Origin of the sequence: Enterococcus sp. BWT-B8 (genome assembly GCF_020567625.1) — a bacterium.
Lineage (GTDB): Bacteria > Bacillota > Bacilli > Lactobacillales > Enterococcaceae > Enterococcus_L.
The window spans coordinates 1-18,559 of record NZ_JAJDJV010000019.1 but is presented as its reverse complement, the minus strand read 5'-3'; the positions used below and the strand labels follow the sequence as shown (position 1 = coordinate 18,559).

General features: G+C 35.7%; 18 protein-coding genes. 9 read left to right on the top strand and 9 right to left on the bottom strand.

Annotation, left to right across the window (positions count from 1 at the left end; all coding sequences use genetic code 11):
• Window positions 1-8: 8 nt before the first annotated feature.
• The 6 genes from LI951_RS14130 to map all read right to left on the bottom strand — a co-directional run bounded on the left by LI951_RS14130 (window position 9) and on the right by map (window position 5,584).
• Window positions 9-722: a glycosyltransferase family 2 protein gene (locus LI951_RS14130; RefSeq protein WP_202068951.1), complete on the bottom strand. Its 714-nt coding sequence runs from the start codon at window positions 720-722 to the stop codon at window positions 9-11.
• Window positions 719-1,561: a glycosyltransferase gene (locus tag LI951_RS14125; RefSeq protein ID WP_229442653.1), complete on the bottom strand. Its 843-nt coding sequence runs from the start codon at window positions 1,559-1,561 to the stop codon at window positions 719-721. Before LI951_RS14125 ends, LI951_RS14130 begins: the two co-directional genes overlap by 4 nt.
• The gene (locus LI951_RS14120; protein ID WP_202068955.1) at window positions 1,561-2,343 is read right to left on the bottom strand and encodes a glycosyltransferase family 2 protein; all 783 of its coding nucleotides are present in this window, start codon (window positions 2,341-2,343) and stop codon (window positions 1,561-1,563) included. The genes LI951_RS14125 and LI951_RS14120 overlap by 1 nt, the downstream gene beginning before the upstream one ends.
• Window positions 2,344-2,562: 219 nt before the next feature.
• Window positions 2,563-3,702 (bottom strand): glycosyltransferase family 4 protein, encoded by a 1,140-nt coding sequence (locus tag LI951_RS14115; RefSeq protein ID WP_202068957.1) that lies wholly within the window; start codon window positions 3,700-3,702, stop codon window positions 2,563-2,565.
• Between the two features lie 135 nt (window positions 3,703-3,837).
• Window positions 3,838-4,752 (bottom strand): YihY/virulence factor BrkB family protein, encoded by a 915-nt coding sequence (locus tag LI951_RS14110; RefSeq protein ID WP_202068981.1) that lies wholly within the window; start codon window positions 4,750-4,752, stop codon window positions 3,838-3,840.
• A 67-nt stretch (window positions 4,753-4,819) separates the two neighbouring features.
• A complete protein-coding gene (gene map, locus LI951_RS14105) occupies window positions 4,820-5,584 on the bottom strand; it encodes a type I methionyl aminopeptidase (protein WP_202068959.1) in 765 nt (254 codons plus the stop codon).
• A 209-nt stretch (window positions 5,585-5,793) separates the two neighbouring features.
• Here map and LI951_RS14100 point away from each other — a divergent pair, with 209 nt between their 5' ends.
• Together LI951_RS14100 and LI951_RS14095 are read left to right on the top strand one after the other, a co-directional pair.
• The gene (locus LI951_RS14100; RefSeq protein ID WP_229442652.1) at window positions 5,794-7,803 is read left to right on the top strand and encodes an LTA synthase family protein; all 2,010 of its coding nucleotides are present in this window, start codon (window positions 5,794-5,796) and stop codon (window positions 7,801-7,803) included.
• Window positions 7,804-7,990: 187 nt separating this feature from the next.
• Entirely contained in the window at window positions 7,991-8,434 is a 444-nt protein-coding gene (locus LI951_RS14095) for a flavodoxin (RefSeq protein WP_229442650.1), read from the top strand.
• Between the two features lie 91 nt (window positions 8,435-8,525).
• Here LI951_RS14095 and LI951_RS14090 read toward each other — a convergent pair whose 3' ends face one another.
• Window positions 8,526-9,095 carry a TetR/AcrR family transcriptional regulator gene (locus tag LI951_RS14090; protein WP_229442648.1) on the bottom strand — a complete coding sequence of 190 codons (570 nt, stop codon included), beginning with the start codon at window positions 9,093-9,095 and terminating at the stop codon, window positions 8,526-8,528.
• A 228-nt stretch (window positions 9,096-9,323) separates the two neighbouring features.
• On the opposite strand from LI951_RS14090, the gene LI951_RS14085 reads away from it, so the two are divergent.
• Window positions 9,324-10,562 (top strand): aminopeptidase, encoded by a 1,239-nt coding sequence (locus LI951_RS14085; protein ID WP_229442646.1) that lies wholly within the window; start codon window positions 9,324-9,326, stop codon window positions 10,560-10,562.
• Between the two features lie 852 nt (window positions 10,563-11,414).
• Here the strand turns inward: LI951_RS14085 and LI951_RS14080 are convergent.
• Both LI951_RS14080 and LI951_RS14075 read right to left on the bottom strand, forming a co-directional pair.
• Window positions 11,415-13,499, bottom strand: coding sequence for a cation:proton antiporter (locus tag LI951_RS14080; protein WP_229442644.1), 2,085 nt, complete (start codon window positions 13,497-13,499; stop codon window positions 11,415-11,417).
• A gap of 11 nt (window positions 13,500-13,510) precedes the next feature.
• Entirely contained in the window at window positions 13,511-13,792 is a 282-nt protein-coding gene (locus tag LI951_RS14075) for a hypothetical protein (RefSeq protein WP_202068970.1), read from the bottom strand.
• A gap of 406 nt (window positions 13,793-14,198) precedes the next feature.
• Between LI951_RS14075 and LI951_RS15445 the strand changes: the two genes are divergently transcribed.
• From LI951_RS15445 to LI951_RS14045, 6 genes are all read left to right on the top strand, one after another.
• On the top strand, window positions 14,199-14,411 hold the full coding sequence (locus LI951_RS15445) for an IS3 family transposase (RefSeq protein ID WP_420705943.1): 213 nt from the start codon (window positions 14,199-14,201) through the stop codon (window positions 14,409-14,411).
• 260 nt (window positions 14,412-14,671) lie between these two features.
• Complete coding sequence (locus LI951_RS14065) at window positions 14,672-15,106, top strand: hypothetical protein (protein ID WP_229442642.1); 435 nt, start codon at window positions 14,672-14,674, stop codon at window positions 15,104-15,106.
• Between the two features lie 37 nt (window positions 15,107-15,143).
• Window positions 15,144-15,776, top strand: a complete 633-nt coding sequence (locus LI951_RS14060; protein WP_229442639.1) for a TetR/AcrR family transcriptional regulator — start codon at window positions 15,144-15,146, stop codon at window positions 15,774-15,776.
• 2 nt (window positions 15,777-15,778) lie between these two features.
• A complete protein-coding gene (locus tag LI951_RS14055) occupies window positions 15,779-16,477 on the top strand; it encodes a M23 family metallopeptidase (protein WP_229442637.1) in 699 nt (232 codons plus the stop codon).
• Window positions 16,478-16,508: 31 nt separating this feature from the next.
• Window positions 16,509-16,697 carry a cysteine-rich KTR domain-containing protein gene (locus LI951_RS14050; RefSeq protein ID WP_202068977.1) on the top strand — a complete coding sequence of 63 codons (189 nt, stop codon included), beginning with the start codon at window positions 16,509-16,511 and terminating at the stop codon, window positions 16,695-16,697.
• A 152-nt stretch (window positions 16,698-16,849) separates the two neighbouring features.
• Window positions 16,850-18,106 carry an MFS transporter gene (locus LI951_RS14045; RefSeq protein WP_202068979.1) on the top strand — a complete coding sequence of 419 codons (1,257 nt, stop codon included), beginning with the start codon at window positions 16,850-16,852 and terminating at the stop codon, window positions 18,104-18,106.
• The last annotated feature ends 453 nt before the right edge of the window (window positions 18,107-18,559 follow it).

Below are 18,559 nucleotides of genomic sequence, written 5' to 3'. Positions count from 1 at the left end.
TCTGCCTTTCATCTTTTGAAAAACAGCCGCTGAATCAGTAAGTAAATCAAAGTCAGACGCCATGTTATTTTTTGTACAGCACTGGAACTTGTAGCAATTTCACTGACGTTCTCTTCATGTCTGCGATAGTACGTCAGCGGTTCTTTAAGAAAAGCACTGCTGTGGTAATATTCACTGATTAGTCCAATCCACATATCATGCATCGGAACATTATAAGGAATGGGCAAAATTTTCTTTTTTAAGCTTGCACGAAGACACATGCCTGCTCCGATATAGCCGCTTTTCATAAAATTTGTCCAGAATCCCTGCTTTACCTTTCGATAGTCAAAATAGGAAGAAATAATAGGCTTTAATCCTTCATCAACAATTGTTAAGTCACTGACAACAAGCTCTGCTTCAGGATGTTCTGAAAAATAGCCAAGAATTTTATCAACTTTTTCAGGCAGCCAGACATCGTCTTGATCTGCCAAAAAGATAAATTCCCCAGCACTTTGACTAACAGCCCAGTTAAAATTGGCTATAACCCCCTGACGCGGTCCCTCTGTTAAGCGAATTCGTTTATCCTTCTTCACATACTCATTGATAATCGTTATTGTTTCATCTGAAGAACCGTCATCAGAAACAATCACTTCATCCTTTGCTCCTAACTGAGGAAGAATACTGTCTAGTTGTGCTGAAATAAATTTTTGGCCATTATAAGTAGCAATGCATACAGAAATCACTTACTATCCCTCACTAATTTTCGATACTCTTTCCAAGTTCGTCGCCATATCGCTCTATTTTTTACCAGTAAAAACTGCTTAAGTGTTCGTTTAAGCAAATGTTTTGTATGAATGTCCAATTTCTTTTGATCATATTCCCCATAAAACAATGACTCAGCCGAAATAATGGATTCGTATCTTTTTAACGAAACACTGCTATAGTCAAGAACAGAAAGGTCATGTTCGAAAGTTAGAGGAAGAACCTCAATTTTCAAACCTTTTTGATGCAGGGTCCAGAATACCCAATGATCCAAAAAATCCAACGGAAACGATTCATTAAATGCTTCGACAGCCATGAGCCCTTTCTCTGTCAGAACGGTACCGGAATTAATAGCCATCAGCGCCTGATCTGTCACACCTGTTTGTGGAAAAGAACGCTCTCTGCTGATATACGTATCACTGAAAACCGGAGAAATTTGCTGATTCCCTGAGCGAATAAAAGGAACAAATGCCCCTACTGTCTCTATCTCTGTTTCAGGCAGAGCAAGAATTTGTTCGATATCTGCCAAAGCAACGACAGTATCCTGATCCAACAGCATCAGAAGTCTGCCTTTACACTTTTTAAGCCACTCTGCTCCGGCATTGTATGCCTTTGCAAGACCTGAGTTCTCCGCATCATGAATATAGTGTACATTTTTCAAATCAAACAAAGAATCTTTCTGGGCTTGCTCACTGTTATCATAAATAAACAAGTCAACTGTTTCATTTTCTGATACAGCAGTCTGTAAAATGTCATAGCTCGGAGACTCTGCAAGCTTCTTCTGATACAATACAAGTACAATTACCAATCTCGTATCCATCAAAAAAACCTCCAGCCCCATTTATTGAAGAATCTGAACATGGACTGCATAAAAATATTAAATAGTTTCATGTTTTTATGCGCCCCTTTTTCATAAAGGTGGGTAACTGTTTCAAAAGGCGTATAAAGAATCTTATATCCTTTTTGTCCAAAACGCAGACACAGGTCATTATCTTCAAAATACATGAAAAATCGTTCATCAAATCCTTGAATCTCATTGTATTTTTCTACATCTATAACCATAAAACATCCAGATCCCATTTTGATGTATGAGGTTTTGTCTTCTGGCAGATCCCGGCATTCATAATAAGCCAGACGCTTATCAAATATTTTTTTCACAAAATGGATAGGAACAAACCGGAGCATGTAGTCAAAAACATCCAATTTCTGACGAACCAAATATTGTATCGTCCCATCATAATTTAATACCTTCGGGCAGATGAGAGCAACCTGTTCATTCTCTCTGATTCGTTGAATCATGCTGTCCATTGCTTGCTTGCTCACAAGAACATCAGGATTGAAAATAATACCATACTGTGCAGCTGCTTCTTTAAAAACCTGATTATGACCGTATCCAAAGCCTCTGTTTTCCTTATGTTGCTGGAGAACAATAAAGGGTTCATACGTTTGCAGCCGTGCTATATAGTCTTTATCGGAATTATTATCAAAAATATGTACTTCATATTCTGAATTATCGCCCAGCTCTGCTCTCAGATTATCCAGGACTTTAAAAATATGTTTGCTGTTATGCGTTACAATCGAAAGTGCGATCTTATTATTCATAATGTTAGATAATCCCCTTAATATACGTATTCCCAATATGTTCATTAAAAAACAAACCTGCTTTCAGCCAAATAAGCAAAGATTTATTCCCTGTCCCACATTGCCTTCTGTAAAATTAAGTACGTAATTATACCTTTCATAAATTAAAAAGCATATGATAATTATCATATGCTCCATTCTACCTTGTAAAGTATACCATAGGCTCCGCATTTTCGGAAATTACTTCCTCTTTTTTGAATGCTTTCCGGCATGCTTATTTATTTGATCTTGTCGAAATTCCTTATTTCCAAACATTCTTAAAATATACATCAATGGCTGGTGCTTTTCTCCGACTAACCCAATCAACTCGATAAAAAGCTCCAATCCAATTAAACTGAAAACAATCAAAAGAATCGAGGCAACATTACTAGCATAACTGAACAGCAAAGCAACAAAGGAAAAAACCAGCGCCAACGCATAGATTGTCATAACTGCCCCTTTGTGCGTAAAGCCTAAAGAAAGCAAACGATGATGAAGATGCATCTTGTCAGCAGATGAAATAGGACGCTTATTTAACAGCCGACGAATGATAGCATACACAGTATCTGTAATCGGCACTCCCAAGATAATCAGCGGTGTGATCATTGAAATAAATGTTGCATTTTTCAATCCCTGCAAAGACATTACTGCAATCATAAATCCAAGAAACAGCGCTCCAGTATCCCCAAGAAAAATTTTGGCGGGATAAAAATTATAAGGAAAGAAACCGGCAATGCTGGCAACTAAAATAAAAATAACAATTGGAACGTAAACTGAATCAGCATGCAGAAAGAAATAGCCAACCATTCCTATGGTTGTCAGACTGATAATTGAGACACCCGATGCCAAACCATCCAGCCCGTCAATCAGATTGACTGCATTTGTAATAGCAACAATCCAAACCACTGTCAGAGGCAGGCTCAGCCAGCGCAGATCAAGCTGATTAAAGAATGGTAAAGTAACAAAATCTATTCGGATTTTGGCCACAAAATAAATGACCAGCGAAGCAAGCAATATACCGATTGTTTTTTTTCTAGGCGACAATTCATAAATATCATCAATTAGCCCTGTTGCAATCACTATACCGCCGGCAAGGATAATCGGCAGAATATAATTTGTTGGAATTACTGAGTGAAAAAATAACAGACACGAGATACAAAAAGAGATGTAAATCGCCAGTCCGCCTGCAGTCGGCATATTTTTTTTATTTATTCTCCGTTCCCCTGGAGCATCGTAGGCCCCAATTTGAAAAGCCAACAATTTGACCAGCGGCGTCAGGATTAGAGAAATCATGAATGTCAGTAACAGCCGCAACATGACTTCATAAATAAACATAGACATATAAACGTCCCACTTTCTTAAGTTTCAACGTATATTATACAGGATCATTCCCGATTTACAAGTTCGATAACGCCCCTGCTCTTTCTGCAATCTACTAAAATAAAAATTACAGGGAATCAAAAGTTAAATCAGGATTTATTTGGCAACTTTAGTTTTTATAAAAATGATCAGCTGGCGGATCATTCCTTCACGGCTTTCTATTTGACCTTCAGAGAGGTAGTCTTCAACCACCGCATTAATAATACCTCCCAATACAATAATTGTTGAGGCAAAATTGAGCCACAGCATCAGAACGATGAAACTTCCGATAATCTGATACCCTGATACTCGGGAGCTGAAATACGTAATATATACACCAAATACCTGAGACAACAGCAGCCAGCCGATTGTTGCAAAAATTGCGCCGGGAAAAACTGAACGGCTTTTCAATTTGACATTTGGTACAGCAAAATAAAGAAGGCTCATCGTTAGAAACAAACCAAATCCTGTAACCGGCCACTTCAGCGTCTGAAAGGTATTTAGAAAATCAGCCGGAATATGAATAATCGGCTCTATGTAATCCAAAATATTCTGCCCAAGACCTAAGATCAGCACCACCCCAACCAATGCAACCATGAGAAGAGCAATAACAAACAACGAAACCAGTCGAACCAAAATAAAATTTTTCCGCTGTTCTACACCGAACGCCTTATTCATAGCAACCTGCAGGGCATTAATACTCTGACTTGCACTCCACAAAGTGGCAAGTGCTGAAACTGATAAAAGTCCCCCGGAGCTTTGAGTCAAAAGAGACTTGATTGCCGGCTTAAGATCATTAAATATTGTTTCTGGGATAAACTCTGAAATATAGGGCAATACACTGTTTGGATTAATTTGAAGATACGGCAGTAAATTTCCTACAGCAATTAAAAGAGGAAACAATGACAGAAGCAAATAATACGCAACAACGACAGAGGTATTGCCCATCTCTGAGTTGACTATTCGCTCCTGTGTAGTTTGAATAAATCGATTAAGATTCTCATTATTTTTCAATTTATCCAGCATACTGATTTCTCTCCCCATTTTAACACTTTATAATTTTATACAGCAAAAAAAAATGCTCCGCTTCATTCAAGGCTTAATAAGTAAGTTCTTCACCTTGAGAAGTTAAAATTTTCGGTCCTTCTTTAGTAATAGCCAGCGTATGCTCAAATTGGCAGCTTAGTCCGCCGTCCTGAGTGTAGGCTGTCCAGCCATTAGGGTCCATTTTCATTCGCCAAGTGCCAGTATTTACCATAGGCTCAATCGTTATAACCATACCTTCTTTTAAACGCAGACCTTTTCCTGCTTCTCCATAGTGAGGAACAGAAGGACTTTCATGAATTGTCGGACCAATTCCATGTCCCACAAAATCGCGAACGACTGATAGCCCCTCCCCTTCTACATAGGTTTGAATAGCATGACCAATATCGCCAATTCTATTCCCTGCCTGCGCCTGCTCAATCCCAATATAAAGTGCTTTTTTGGTTACGTTCATCAAATGATCAATTTCCGGCGTAGATTCTCCCACAACATAAGCCCAACAAGAATCAGACATGGCCCCCTTTAAGTCAATACACATATCTACTTTGATTAAGTCCCCGTCCTTCAACACTTTTTTTCTTGGAAAGCCATGACAGATTTCATCATTAATGCTGCAGCAAGTGGCATATTTATAGCCTTCATATCCGATTTGTGCTGCTACTCCTCCATGACCTTCAATAAAATTTTTTACAAATACTTCAATATCCCAACTGGAAATACCTGGCTTAATAAACGTTCTCAAATGTCTGTGAACATCCGCCAGTAATTCTCCAGATTCATCCATCATTTCAATTTCTCTAGCTGATTTTAGTGTAATCATTCCTGTACTCCACTCCTGCAAATTAATCTTTATCATCTGTTAGTTTAGCATAAAATTGTCGAATAAGAGAATTTATTCAATTACAAAACTGATTAATTGTCAAAAAACAAGAACTAAAAAAGTTTTAAAATAGGATTAAAAGAAGAAACGAACACTTTGAATGACAGTGATTTTATGATATTATTCTATAGATTGGGAGGAGAATTTCGTTGAATATTTTATTAACATTATCTATAGCTTTCATATTAATATACATTTTTAACTTGCTTTTTGGAAAGCTGTTGTTTGACAAAAAAAGCGGTCTGAAATGTTTTTTGCAGACATTGGATCTTTCATTTATCGTCTGGTGCAGCTCTCTGCTAATCTATACAAGTATTTTTAATCGCTCGCTTGAAGCTGTCAATACCACAAGTCATTCTTTCTATTTTTTGATTAACTTATTTATCGCCGTTATTATAGCACTGGCTGTTGCTTATATCCAGTCAGATAAAGCAGCTGTCAACATTTCAGTTAAAGAAAAAAAGAATGCCGTCCTGACCATACCTGCTAAAATTCTTTTGGGATTTTATTCTATCATATTGCTGACTTCTCTTTTGCTGTATACAAGCAGCAGCTGGCTGATTCGTACGTTCGGACCCGTCAGCATTGATCAGCTGCTTTACAGCATGCAGACATTAGGCGGAACAAACACAGATCAGGTGATTACATTTATTGACAAACCTCTGATTATTTCTCTGGTTTTAACTTATTTTTTTATTAGAGGGACTGTATTTTTCTCACACTATTCTTTATTTACATCATCTAAAAAGACTCGTCGGCAAAAGAAAGCATTATGGAAAAAGGCATTGATGCCTCTATCTATCTTTATAGTATTATCCGGGGCTGTTCTCTTAAGTATTAATAATGTAGGTTTCGCGCAGGTGAAACTGTATTTTGGAAAATCAACTCTTTTTGAGAAAGAATATGTTGATCCTAAAACAGTGGAAATTGACTTCCCGGAAGAAAAGCGCAATCTGATTTATATCTTTGTAGAATCTCTTGAAGGAAGCTATACTAGTGAAAAGCTGGGCGGAACACAACCCTATAATTTGTTACAGGAATTGACTGATTTAACAGATACAGGTGCGATTAACTTTTCTGACAGCGACAAAATCGGCGGTGCTTATCAAGTACCAGGTACGGAGTATACTGCAGCAGCCATTGTGGCACAGACATCCGGTACACCATTAAAAGCTCCTACAGCCGATGTAAATGGCTTTGGCGATAAGGATACATACAGTACCGGCAGTACACAGTTTCTTCCCGGCGTTACATCCATATCTGAAATTTTGGAAAAAGAAGGCTACAATCAGACCTTCATTATGGGATCCGATGCAAGCTTTGGAGGCAGAAGAACCTATTTGAATCAGCATGGCGGCTATGACATTTTAGATCTTTTAAAAGCAAGGGAACTGGGACTGATTCCAGAGGATTACTATGCCTGGTGGGGGTTTGAAGATGAAAAACTATTCGAATATGCTAAAAATGAAGCCACTGCTTTATACAACAAAGGGGAACCTTTTAATCTGACTATGTTAACAGCAGACACTCATTTCCCTAATGGATTGATGTCTCCAAACAAACCGGAAAAATATGATAGTCAATATGCAAATGTCATTGCTTACAGCAGTTACCAGATTGCAGGATTCATCGCATGGTGCAAAGAACAGCCATTTTATGAGAATACAACCATTGTTGTGACAGGTGATCATTTGACCATGGATCAGGATTTTGTAGAAGATTTTCCTAAAGATTATGAACGAACTGTTTTTAATCTGTTTATAAACTCTCCTGTCTTACCGACTGAATCAAAAAACAGAAAATTTACTACTATGGATATATTCCCAACAACTCTTGCTAGTTTGAATGTAACCATTCATGGAAATAAATTAGGTCTGGGAACCAATTTGTTCTCTAATCAAAAAACACTCTTGGAAATTTATCCTCTTGATTTATTTAGAGAGCAGCTTACACAAAAATCTGAATTTTACACAAAAAATATTTTAAATTATGATGAAGAACAATATAAATCTACCAAAGAAAGTATTTCTGCAAGCAGCACCTCTTCTACTGAAGAAACAGCTGATACCACTTCAACGACTCTTTCTACAACAGTTGAAACAGAAATATCTACAGACGAATCAACTATAGAGCCAGTAACAGATTCTGTTATTCAATAATAACTATCAATCGTCGTTCTTACTAAAAAAGATAAGAACGGCGGTTCTTTTTTTGAATTATCCAGTTCCAACAGACCTTACTTTACAACAATGTTTAAGTAAAAAAGCATCTGCCGTTTAAGTAATTTACATCTTAAGCAAATTTCTGTTATAATCAAATTTGTATTATTTCAAAGGAGGGAAATAGATGACCTTAGCTAAAATTGTTTATGCCAGTATGACCGGTAATACTGAAGAAATAGCTGATATCGTTGCAGAAGCATTTGAAAACTTAACTGTTGAAGTTGAAATTGACGAATGCACTCAAGTAGATGCAGAAGATTTTAAGGATGCAGATATCTGCGTCGTTGCTACATATACTTATGGTGATGGAGAGCTTCCGGATGAAATCGTAGATTTTTATGAAGAGCTGCAGGAAATTAATCTGAATGGCAAGATTTTTGGTGTCTGCGGTTCCGGCGATACATTCTATGAGGAATTTTGTAAATCTGTAGATGATTTTGAAGCTGTTTTTTCTAAAATCGGTGCTGTAAAAGGTGCTGACAGCGTAAAAGTTGATCTTGCTGCGGAAGAAGAAGATATTCAAAATCTGGAAGTATTCGCAAAAAAACTTGTAGAAGCTGCTTCTTAAGTCAGTCTTCAATAAGCTAAATAAACAAATAGATAAAAAAGAGAGTTTCCGAAAATACGGCTGCTCTCTTTTCATTTCGTTCGATTCAATTTTAGCTGATGTCTATAAAAACATTACGTTCAAGTGTGGTTTCAACACTTTCTTTCATAAGTTCTTCAATCTGTTCATCTGTCGGATGAATAATCCCGGAAGTCATTAGTGACGCAACCCCAGTCGCTACAATCCAAGTTCCCATGTGTAGTGAATTTATCTGCTTATCAGTCAATTCTGTATATTTAGGGTCCTTTTTAACCGCACTGGAAAAATAGTTATAAGAAAATTCCTGCATACGCTGTCCCCCGCCATATTCTTCTAAATATAGCGCGCGATACAATTTACTTTCCTTTTTTGCAAAATGAATATAGTTTAATGCCAGATCAATAATTGTATTACCAGTATGCTTTTCAGGAAATACCTCAGTTGAAAGATAGCTGTGAATCTTGTCAAACAGTGCCTCTTTTAGATCGTCCATATTTTCAAATTCTAAATAAATAGGTTGTGTTGAGCATTTCATTTTTGCTGCAATATTCCTTGCAGTAAGCTTAGAGAATCCTTCAGTAGCTACTACATCATATGCAGCATTCAGTATTTGGTCTTTAGTAATTGTTTTCTTTCTTGCCATATTCTCAATCCTCTCTACCTTACCTACACCCTCAAAAATCTTCCATATGATATCTAGTATTATTGTAACACGATTAGAGATTTCTGCAAAATACTAATACTAGCTTGTTATGGTTCTTAATAGACGGTTAAATCAGCCTTATTTCATCACTTCCTAATATAATTGAGTTTGCTTTTTATCCATGTTATGATATTTACGTTTATGATATAAACTTTAGGAGGATGTTTTATGACGTTACCAAATTTTGATGTTTTATTAAAAAAATATGCCCGGCTGATTGTAGAAACAGGAGTGAATGTACTGCCCGGACAAACAATTGTAGTGCAAATTAATGTAGATCAGGCACCTTTAGCCCGATTAATTACTGAAGAAGCTTATAAATTAGGTGCTGGTGAAGTAATTGTTCAATGGACAGATGATGTTGTTCAAAAAGAATTCCTCATGAATGCAGATCAAAAATATCTTGAAAATGTTTCTACTTATAAAACTATGCAAATGGACGAATGGATCGAAAGAGGTGCAAGCCGAATCAGTGTCGTTTCCTCTAACCCTGATGCTATGGCAGGTGTTGATTCTGAACGTGTTGCACTATTTCAAAACGCAACTGGAAAAGCGATGATGAAATTAAGAAAAACAACGCAGGCAAATAAAATCAGTTGGTCTGTCGTAGCAGCCTCCAGTAAAGAATGGGCAGCTAAAGTCTTCCCTGAACTGAAAACTGAAGAGGAACAAGTTGATGCTCTTTGGAATGAGATTTTCAAAACAACCCGAGTTTATGAAGAGAATCCTATTGCAGCCTGGGAAAAGCATGATGCCCTTTTGGCCTCAAAAGCAGAAGAGCTGAACCAAGAACAATTTGATTTCTTACACTATACTGCCCCTGGAACAGATTTAACAATCGGTCTGCCTGAAAATCATCTGTGGGAAGGTGCCGGAAGCTACAATGTCCGTGGAGAAAAATTTATGGCCAACATGCCAACTGAGGAAGTCTTTACTGCTCCTGACTGTCACAGAGTAGATGGTTATATTTCCAGTACTAAACCATTAAGCTACGCAGGTACAACAATTTCCGGAATGAAATTTACATTTGAAAAAGGAAAAATCATTGATTTTTCAGCTGAAAAAGGGGAGGAAACTCTGGCCAAATTATTGCAGACAGATGACGGCGCTAAACGTTTAGGTGAAGTCGCTCTAGTTCCTGATCCCTCTCCAATCTCTCAATCCGGCATCACTTTTTACAATACGTTGTTTGACGAAAATGCCTCTAACCATTTGGCTTTAGGCTCTGCCTATGCATTCAGTATTAAGGGCGGAACTGAAATGAGTGAAGAAGAACTGATTAAAGCCGGGTTAAACCGCAGTCAGACGCACGTTGATTTTATGGTTGGTTCAGCACAGATGAATATTGACGGTATCCGAAAAGATGGCTCAGTTGTCCCTGTTTTCCGCAATGGAAACTGGGCATAGTTTATCTGTTTCATCTGAAATAAATCTTTTATTAAAGCTCTGAAGATTTGCTAGCTACTGACAAATCTTCAGAGCTTATTTTGGAACGATAGAACACTGTTGCTTACAGAACTGGTTATTTTAAATGACAATGACAGTTCTTAATAAATTTCGCTTATATACAATACAAACGAGCATCAGAAAATTACAAGGAGTTTCAGCAATAAATAATTTGGGTCTTATAAAAATAATCACAGGAAAATCATCAAAGAAGAGCCTATTATTTCAATGAACCCTTCAGCACACATTATAAAAAATCTCTAAGTCTATTGACTAAACAACTGGAAATAAATCAGTTAGTTGAAGACATTGAATAAAGACGTTTGCTTCATCAAAAATGAATTCTTCATACTCAGGTCCTGCTATAATAAAAATAAAAAGACTGGCATAGAGTGGTTAATAATGACAACGATCAGATATGTCCTTTTGGTTTACACTTGATGAACACTTACCGGAATAAGAATTCGAAAAGAAAATACAGAGACAACTGGGCTATATACTATCAGAAAATGAAATTCCTGTTGGACTCTTGAGGTATAGTCTTTTTTTGGGAAAGAAATGAAAGAGTTAAGGTTTGGAATGATATGACCTCAACTCAGATAGATGAAGATGCACAGCATGTCTGAGGGGCATGTATGAACTTGCTCCTACGCTTCTTCGAAGCTCAGATCATACAAAGACTGGAACACCATTTATTCAATTTTAGGGGACTCAGACATACTTATGTCACAGTCCCGTCTTTTTGTAATGCTTACCAATATACTCCTGAAAAAATAACTCTTTCGTTCAGCAATTCAAATGATTACAATTTATCTACATTCTTTCTTTTACTTCATTTTTTATTTGTCGACGCTTTCTGAGAACAAATGTTAACGGCAGTTGTTCGGTCAAATTATTGATAGAGTAGGACTCCAGCAAATTCACTCTTTGGCGATAATCGTTGGCTGTCCATGAAGTTATTTTATTGGAAACCTCGTATTCATCGATAATCTTACGCTCCAAGTAATACCCTCGAAGCATCTCTCTGGCATATTCTGCTTCCTGCTGGATCAACATAGAAGGAATCAACGTTCCCTGCTCCAAGCGTATCAGCAATCGTTTTCGCTTGGCTGCATAAAAGTCAATCAAGCTTTCATCATAGACATCCTGCAGGTTTTCTAAGCTTTCCAGAAGTAACTCTGAATTTTTTAAAAACAGAGCTTTTACTTCTGCAATATCCGTCTGGCTCAATAAGGTTGCTCCCTTTTGATGACGTGACATAAAAAGTTTTGGGTGTAAAAGAACCCGTAACAGACGTTTAACAAAAGCCAGCCAAAAACTGGCAAAAGAAAGAATCTGTCTGGTAATTGATTTATCAAAATTATCGATAAACCGGGAATAAAAACGATAACCATTTATTGTAATTTTTCCTTGCCGATAATAATTATCTAAGCTGTCTCGTTCAACAGAAAGCATCAGTGCCTGAAGTTCCTGCGACTCGCTGCGCTCATCACTGGTCAATGTGTTAGTATAACTTTCTCCAATACGATCCTGATAATTTTCAATCACGACCTCAGCAGCCAGACGAAGACGGTTATCTTCCGACTTCCCTTCCACTTCACTCATCAGCGTGCTTTTTACTTCCTCTAAAATAGCAATAAAGCTTCCATCTGCCGTCTCCACTTCTTCATCTTCAGCCAGAATAGGCAGAACCACCATTCCAACTAATAGTGTAGTCAAAATAACACAGGCAGTGATAAACAATAGCAATGACCGATCTTCAAAAGTCTCTCCATTTATTGATAGAGGAAGGATGAAAATTGTTGCCAAACTGACGGTTCCTTTCACTCCGCCAAAAGTCAGAACAAGAAGATCGTGAAAATGACTTTTTACAGTAGAATACCCTTCTTTATAAAGATAAAAAGCAACGATATAAATAAAACGGACAAGAAAGAGTAATATGGAGATTATCACCACAATCAGAAGAAGGTAGGGATTTGAGTAGGTCACGCTGTTCCAGATAGGAGAAAATACCTGAGACACTTCTATTCCCAAAAAAAGGAAAACTAATGCATTCAAAGTAAATTCAATTGTAGACCATGTTGTATCAGAAACATTGGAAAGCTTCGCTTCAAACAAACTAACCTTACGAAATCCTGAAGACTGCATCACACCGGCTACTACAGCAGCAATAATGCCTGATGCATGAAATTCTTCCGCTAGCAGATAAGCCAAAAACGGCAGCAGTAATTCTAAAAGCAAGTAACCTGTCACATCTTTTGCAGAAGCTCGTTCAATTAATTCTACCACTTTATTTTTCATCCATACTAAAAGAAAACCAATCAGAGCACCAAATAGACTAGAGAAGAGCAATGTTTCAGATGCTTCCAGTAAAGAAAAACTCCCTGTAATTAGTGCACCAAGTGCAAACTGGAAAGCCGTTACACCAGAAGCATCATTCAGCAAGCCCTCACCTTCCAGGATGCTGGTTGACTTTTCTGAAAATTTTAGATTTCCTGCCAAAGATTTAACAGCTACTGCATCAGTTGGTCCTAATGCTGCACCAAGTGCAAAACAAGCGGCCAAAGGGATTGTTGGTAATAATATATAAAATACACCACCTACAGCAAGTAACGTTAATACAACTCCGCCAAAAGCCAAAAATAGAATAGGTCCACTGTTTTTTAAAAAGGTACGAACATTCATCTTTTCACCCTCACGAAATAACAGCGGAGCAATAATCATAATCAAAAATAATTCTGGTTCAAATGTGATGGAGCGGCCCTGCTCAGTCAGACCAATTAAAATACCGACAAAAATCTGAATAAAGGGAGTCGGAATAATCGGCAGTACTCGACTGATAATATTAGAAAAAGTTACTGCAAAAGCAAACATGATAATAAGGGTAACAAATTCCATCCGGTCACCTCCTAAACTTTTTCTAATTTAGTATAAAAGATTTTCAGCCACTGACCTTTTTTCTCTAAAATTTTATCTTCAATTTCTGCTACCTGCTCTTCATTTCCTTCAAGCAGCAGCTGACTTCTTTTAGCTTCAAGACGCAGAATTTCATGTCTCATCATTTCACATCGATGATAGGCAATCTTGTTCCGCTTTTTTAATAACTTTTTTTGTTCTTTTTTTTCTTCAAGAGACAACTCAGGATACTGATTTTTCAGCTTGATAATTCGCTCTTTAAATTCCTTTGTCATGAGGTTTCTATTCTCCTTTTGCCTAATCACAATTTACAGAAGATTTAATTAAACCTTCCGAAATCATATTATACTCCTTTTCTGAAAAAAGTGTTAAAAACTCTTCGAAGCATGAGAAAACAATAAAGACAAGTGTTTCTTTTTTTTGCATAGTCTAAAAAAGATGAGAAAGTATCTTTTATCAATCCATCTAACTTAAAATACAAGAAACCTGTAATATAAGAAAAAGCTGAGAATCTCAAATAAAGATTCTCAACTTTCTTATTTTCATAACGTCCCCTGCAGGAATCGAACCTGCAACTAAACCTTAGGAGTTCCCTATGTATGATATTCTCTACTGGTTTTTAATGGTCTATAGTGGTACCTAACACCCTAGAAACTAGGCAAGGCACTTGCTCCATCTGGAATCAACTATCCTCTACTACCCTGTAATGGAAACAAATGGTTAAATCGTTTTACTCTCAAAAATTTCACTCATGCCTACCATATGATTTTTGAATACATTGAAACATTCTACAATACAGTTCGAATCCACAGCCATTGCAATTATCTGTCCCCAAATGAATTTGAAACGGTGCATGAACAAGCCGAGAAAAGGAAATGTCGACTCATTAGCTAAAAGCATAAGGTGTTCTCATTTTAACTTGTCCTAATTCTTGACATAGGACCACCTGTTTACACACAAGCTGCCAATCAAGTGACAGCCATTGTAACAGTGAAATACCTTGATAAAGAAACTAAAGTTACATAGCTTTCTCAATTTGAGTTAACCTTACAGAAAAATGAAAACTGGAAAATTATAAAAGATTAATCTTTTCTACATTGACCTATTAGGTAAAAAGCGATATTATGATATTGATCTAGTAGGTCAAAAAAATAATGAAAGGAGAAATTATGAAAAATAATTATAGTACAACTAGAACTATGTTTCTTATTACAGCAATCCTTGGAACTTTAGTCTGTATTCCATATTTAACAAATATGATTGGAATCGGAGAGCCTGTTCAATTAGCATTTATCGTTTTTGCACTGGTAACTTTATTTCAGAATAAAGATAATAAAGAAATCAATAAAAGAGGACTTAAGCTAATTATGACCTCATTAGTTATTATTATCGCTTTTATTATCGCAATTCTAATAACAACAAATAGTGTATCTTTAACGATGTTCAATGTATTTGAATTTGCCTCATCTGCTAACTCATCTAGTCAATTTTTAATTGCTACGTTGGGCGTAATCGGATTAATTGTGTGTGCAATCGGAGTTGTTTTTTGTTATTTAGATTATTTCAATCTAAAAAAATTAGCAGTATAGACATCAATATCGGAAATCTTTAGAAAGGTGTGATAGCATGAATATTTCTAAACTAGATGAAAAAAGAAAAATTGTGATACTAAACTCTGCTTTAAAAGAGTTCACAGCAAAGGGTTATGATGAAGCTTCAACAAATGTTATAGCAAAAGAAGCAGGAATCTCTAAGGCATTAATGTTCCATTATGTCGGAAGTAAGCAAGAACTATTTTTGTTTATTTATGACTATTTTGAAGAGGTTTTAGAAAAGGAATATTATTTAAAAATCAATTTGAAAGAGAAAGACCTTTTTAAGAGATTAAGACAGTCTTACTTACTTCAATTAGAGTTAATCAAACAATATCCGTGGATTCTTGATTTTGATAAATTAACTGTTGAAACAAGTTCTAATGAAATAAATAAAAGAATTCAAAATAGTGGTAACGAAAGAAAAGTGTCTGAATGTTTTCAACTTTTTGATGATATGGATATATCTAAATTTCGTAAAGATTTAGATATCGAAAAATGTAAGCAATTTATTCTTTGGTCTAATGTAGGATTTACCAATCAAATTTTAGAAGATATTAAAAGTAAAGAAGCTCCAAGCCCGAATAATGAACAGATTATTTCAACACTTGATGGGTACTTTGATGAACTACGAAAAATTTTCTATGTTTCTAATGAGGTATCTTAGAGATGATTAAAATATTCAATAACGAACCAGTAACAATAGACTTTCCTTTAAGGGGAGAATGGAATGCTCCAACCACACCAGCAAAAAAAGTCCCTAGTCATGGAACTAATAGAATGGGGTTAAGATATGCATTTGATTTTTTACAAGTTGATCGGAAGAATAAGAACAAAGATTATGATGCTAGTTTCTTAAGATTCCTACTACTTGGTATACCTTTAAAAAAATTCTATTGCTGGGGGGAAAAAATCTATGCTCCGTGTGATGGAGAGATCGTGGCAATCGTAGATGGTATTTCGGAAAGAAAACATGTTCATTGGTTAAGAGAATCTATTCTTGCTTTAAGAAAAACTCTTACCTTTAACGAAAACAAAGACGATTATAGTGTAATCGCTGGAAACTATATTATCATGAAATGTTCAAATGGTGTCTACATGGCTTTTGTACATCTGCAAACAAATTCTATTAATATTTCCATGAATGAAAAAATTAAAAAAGGTACTTATTTAGGTAATGTTGGACACTCTGGAAATTCTACATCTCCACATCTCCATTTTCAGCTTATGGATAGCGATAATATAAAAGGTTCAAATGGCATTCTTTGTCGATTTGGAGAGTATGAAGTATATCAAAATGGTGTATGGAAAAAAGTATATAACCAAATCCCATCAAGTAAAGAAAGAATTAGGTTTTATAAAGATTAATGAATATAGATTGAAAATTAGGAGAAATCATATGGAAGATGTAAATTGGATATTATGTCCGATATGTAAGAATAAAACACGAAACAAAATACGGTCAGATACTGAACTCAAAAACTTTCCTCTGTATTGCCCTAAGTGTAAACAAGAAAGTCTAATAAGTGTAAATGACTTAGAAATAACAATTATAAAAGAGCCAGACGCTAAGACGCGGAGCCAGTAACTTGGAATGAATAATTCTATGTTACTGGCTCTTTATTTTTATAAAGCTACATTGTTAATTGATGATTAGTTCTTGTCAAAATAAATCTCTGTGTCACGAGTTAAGAAACACAGGTTCAAACCCCAAAATAAAAATATTATAAGGAGTGTATCATGGAAATTGAACAAACTAGAATGTATCAAACTACATTCAATTTTATTAAGTTGGTAATTGGTCAAGCTGTTTCTGTTTTTGGAACATCATTACTTCGCTTTGCCTTATCACTATATGTATTAGATATTACAGGACGTGCTGATATCTTTGCAACGTTATTTGCTGTATCAAGTTTACCAGTATTGCTTTCGCCTATTGCAGGTGCAGTAGCAGATAGATTCAATCGGAAAACAATTATGGTTGGCTTAGATACAGCGAATGGATTATTTAGTCTATTGTTACTCATAGCATTTTTGTTTAATCAGACCTCATTAATTGTAATAACCATAGCAATGATTTTATTTGGATTTGTAGGTTCAATGGATACTCCTGTTGTAACAGCAATTATCCCTAGTTTAGCTTCACAAGATAAATTAGAATCTGCCAATGGAATACTACAAGGTGTACAGTCAATCTCTGGTATTGTTGCACCAATCTTAGGTGGGCTTCTATATAGCATTATTGGAATGGACAACATTTTAATTATTACAACAGTTGTATTCTTCTTAACTGCAATATTAGAAAGTCGAATTTTAGTACCAAAGAACAAATCGACATACTCTGGAAGTATCTTCCGTGTACTTACAAATGATTTAAAAGAAGGAGTGCATTACACCCTATCCGATAGTTTTGTTAGAAAAACATTATTGATTAGTGTAGGGTTGAATCTTGTACTTGCACCTCTATTCGTTGTGGGTATTCCATACATACTACGAGTAACAATGAACTTATCAACAGAGTTGTATGGTGTTGGCATTGGTGCTATTCAATTTGCAACAATTTTAGGCGCATTAATGATTGGAGCAGTCCTAAAAAAATTGAAAGTTAAAAACTTCTATTTATGGATTTTGGCTATTGCCATTCTTCTAATACCAATCACTTTATCAACAACCCCTATGCTATTAAAAATTGGAAATATCCCAGCATTTTTACTTTTTGTTTTATGTGCTGTTCCACTTTCTGCATGTTTATCAATAGTTTCCATTTTTTCAATTAGTAAAGTCCAAAAGATTACACCGACTCAACATTTGGCAAAAGTAATGTCAATTCTTTTGATGATTATTCAATGTGCTTCACTAATTGGACAAATAATCTATGGTATAGGATTTGAAGTCTTTCAAGATACAGTATACATCCCAATCATGATAACTTTTTTTGCCACTTTCATTATAGCGATTGGAAGTAAATTTCTTTATCGTAATGAGAAAGAGGTTTAATTTATATCACTGGCAAAGAAAAGTGTGATTGCAAAATAAATATCTTAGATTATGCTTTCTGAATGTAAATAAGAAAATATAATCAATAAAAGAAATTAAAGAGAACAATCATAAAAGAGCCAGACGCTAAGACGCAGAGCCAACGATAAGGAACTTAACACTTCTTGTTGTTGTTTTTTTGATTGTAGTGACATAGTTAATTGGCTTAGGCAATGTCTTGTGGAGGCATTGCTATGTTGAAAATACATCAACTCATAAGAATAAAAACTGAATATGTTATTTCGATACACATTTTTTCCGTGAGGGTTAAATGTGTATTTTTTTATCTTTTCGCCGATAGTAAAATTAAGCTAGACAACTAAATAAGTCATTTGTGCTACACTCAAAATAGTTCCGTCCAAAGAATTATAAGGAGTGAAGACAAATGACCTATACTCATCTTACTACAGACGA

What these genes read in the sequence shown, in the direction of transcription:
- LI951_RS14125 (WP_229442653.1), bottom strand. Translation starts at nt 1,561, where the DNA reads ATGGATACGAGATTGGTAATTGTACTTGTATTGTATCAGAAGAAGCTT.
- LI951_RS14120 (WP_202068955.1), bottom strand. Translation starts at nt 2,343, where the DNA reads ATGAATAATAAGATCGCACTTTCGATTGTAACGCATAACAGCAAACAT.
- LI951_RS14115 (WP_202068957.1), bottom strand. Translation starts at nt 3,702, where the DNA reads ATGTCTATGTTTATTTATGAAGTCATGTTGCGGCTGTTACTGACATTC.
- map (WP_202068959.1), bottom strand. Translation starts at nt 5,584, where the DNA reads ATGATTACACTAAAATCAGCTAGAGAAATTGAAATGATGGATGAATCT.
- LI951_RS14095 (WP_229442650.1), top strand. Translation starts at nt 7,991, where the DNA reads ATGACCTTAGCTAAAATTGTTTATGCCAGTATGACCGGTAATACTGAA.
- LI951_RS14090 (WP_229442648.1), bottom strand. Translation starts at nt 9,095, where the DNA reads ATGGCAAGAAAGAAAACAATTACTAAAGACCAAATACTGAATGCTGCA.
- LI951_RS14085 (WP_229442646.1), top strand. Translation starts at nt 9,324, where the DNA reads ATGACGTTACCAAATTTTGATGTTTTATTAAAAAAATATGCCCGGCTG.
- LI951_RS14080 (WP_229442644.1), bottom strand. Translation starts at nt 13,499, where the DNA reads ATGGAATTTGTTACCCTTATTATCATGTTTGCTTTTGCAGTAACTTTT.
- LI951_RS14075 (WP_202068970.1), bottom strand. Translation starts at nt 13,792, where the DNA reads ATGACAAAGGAATTTAAAGAGCGAATTATCAAGCTGAAAAATCAGTAT.
- LI951_RS14065 (WP_229442642.1), top strand. Translation starts at nt 14,672, where the DNA reads ATGAAAGGAGAAATTATGAAAAATAATTATAGTACAACTAGAACTATG.
- LI951_RS14060 (WP_229442639.1), top strand. Translation starts at nt 15,144, where the DNA reads ATGAATATTTCTAAACTAGATGAAAAAAGAAAAATTGTGATACTAAAC.
- LI951_RS14055 (WP_229442637.1), top strand. Translation starts at nt 15,779, where the DNA reads ATGATTAAAATATTCAATAACGAACCAGTAACAATAGACTTTCCTTTA.
- LI951_RS14050 (WP_202068977.1), top strand. Translation starts at nt 16,509, where the DNA reads ATGGAAGATGTAAATTGGATATTATGTCCGATATGTAAGAATAAAACA.
- LI951_RS14045 (WP_202068979.1), top strand. Translation starts at nt 16,850, where the DNA reads ATGGAAATTGAACAAACTAGAATGTATCAAACTACATTCAATTTTATT.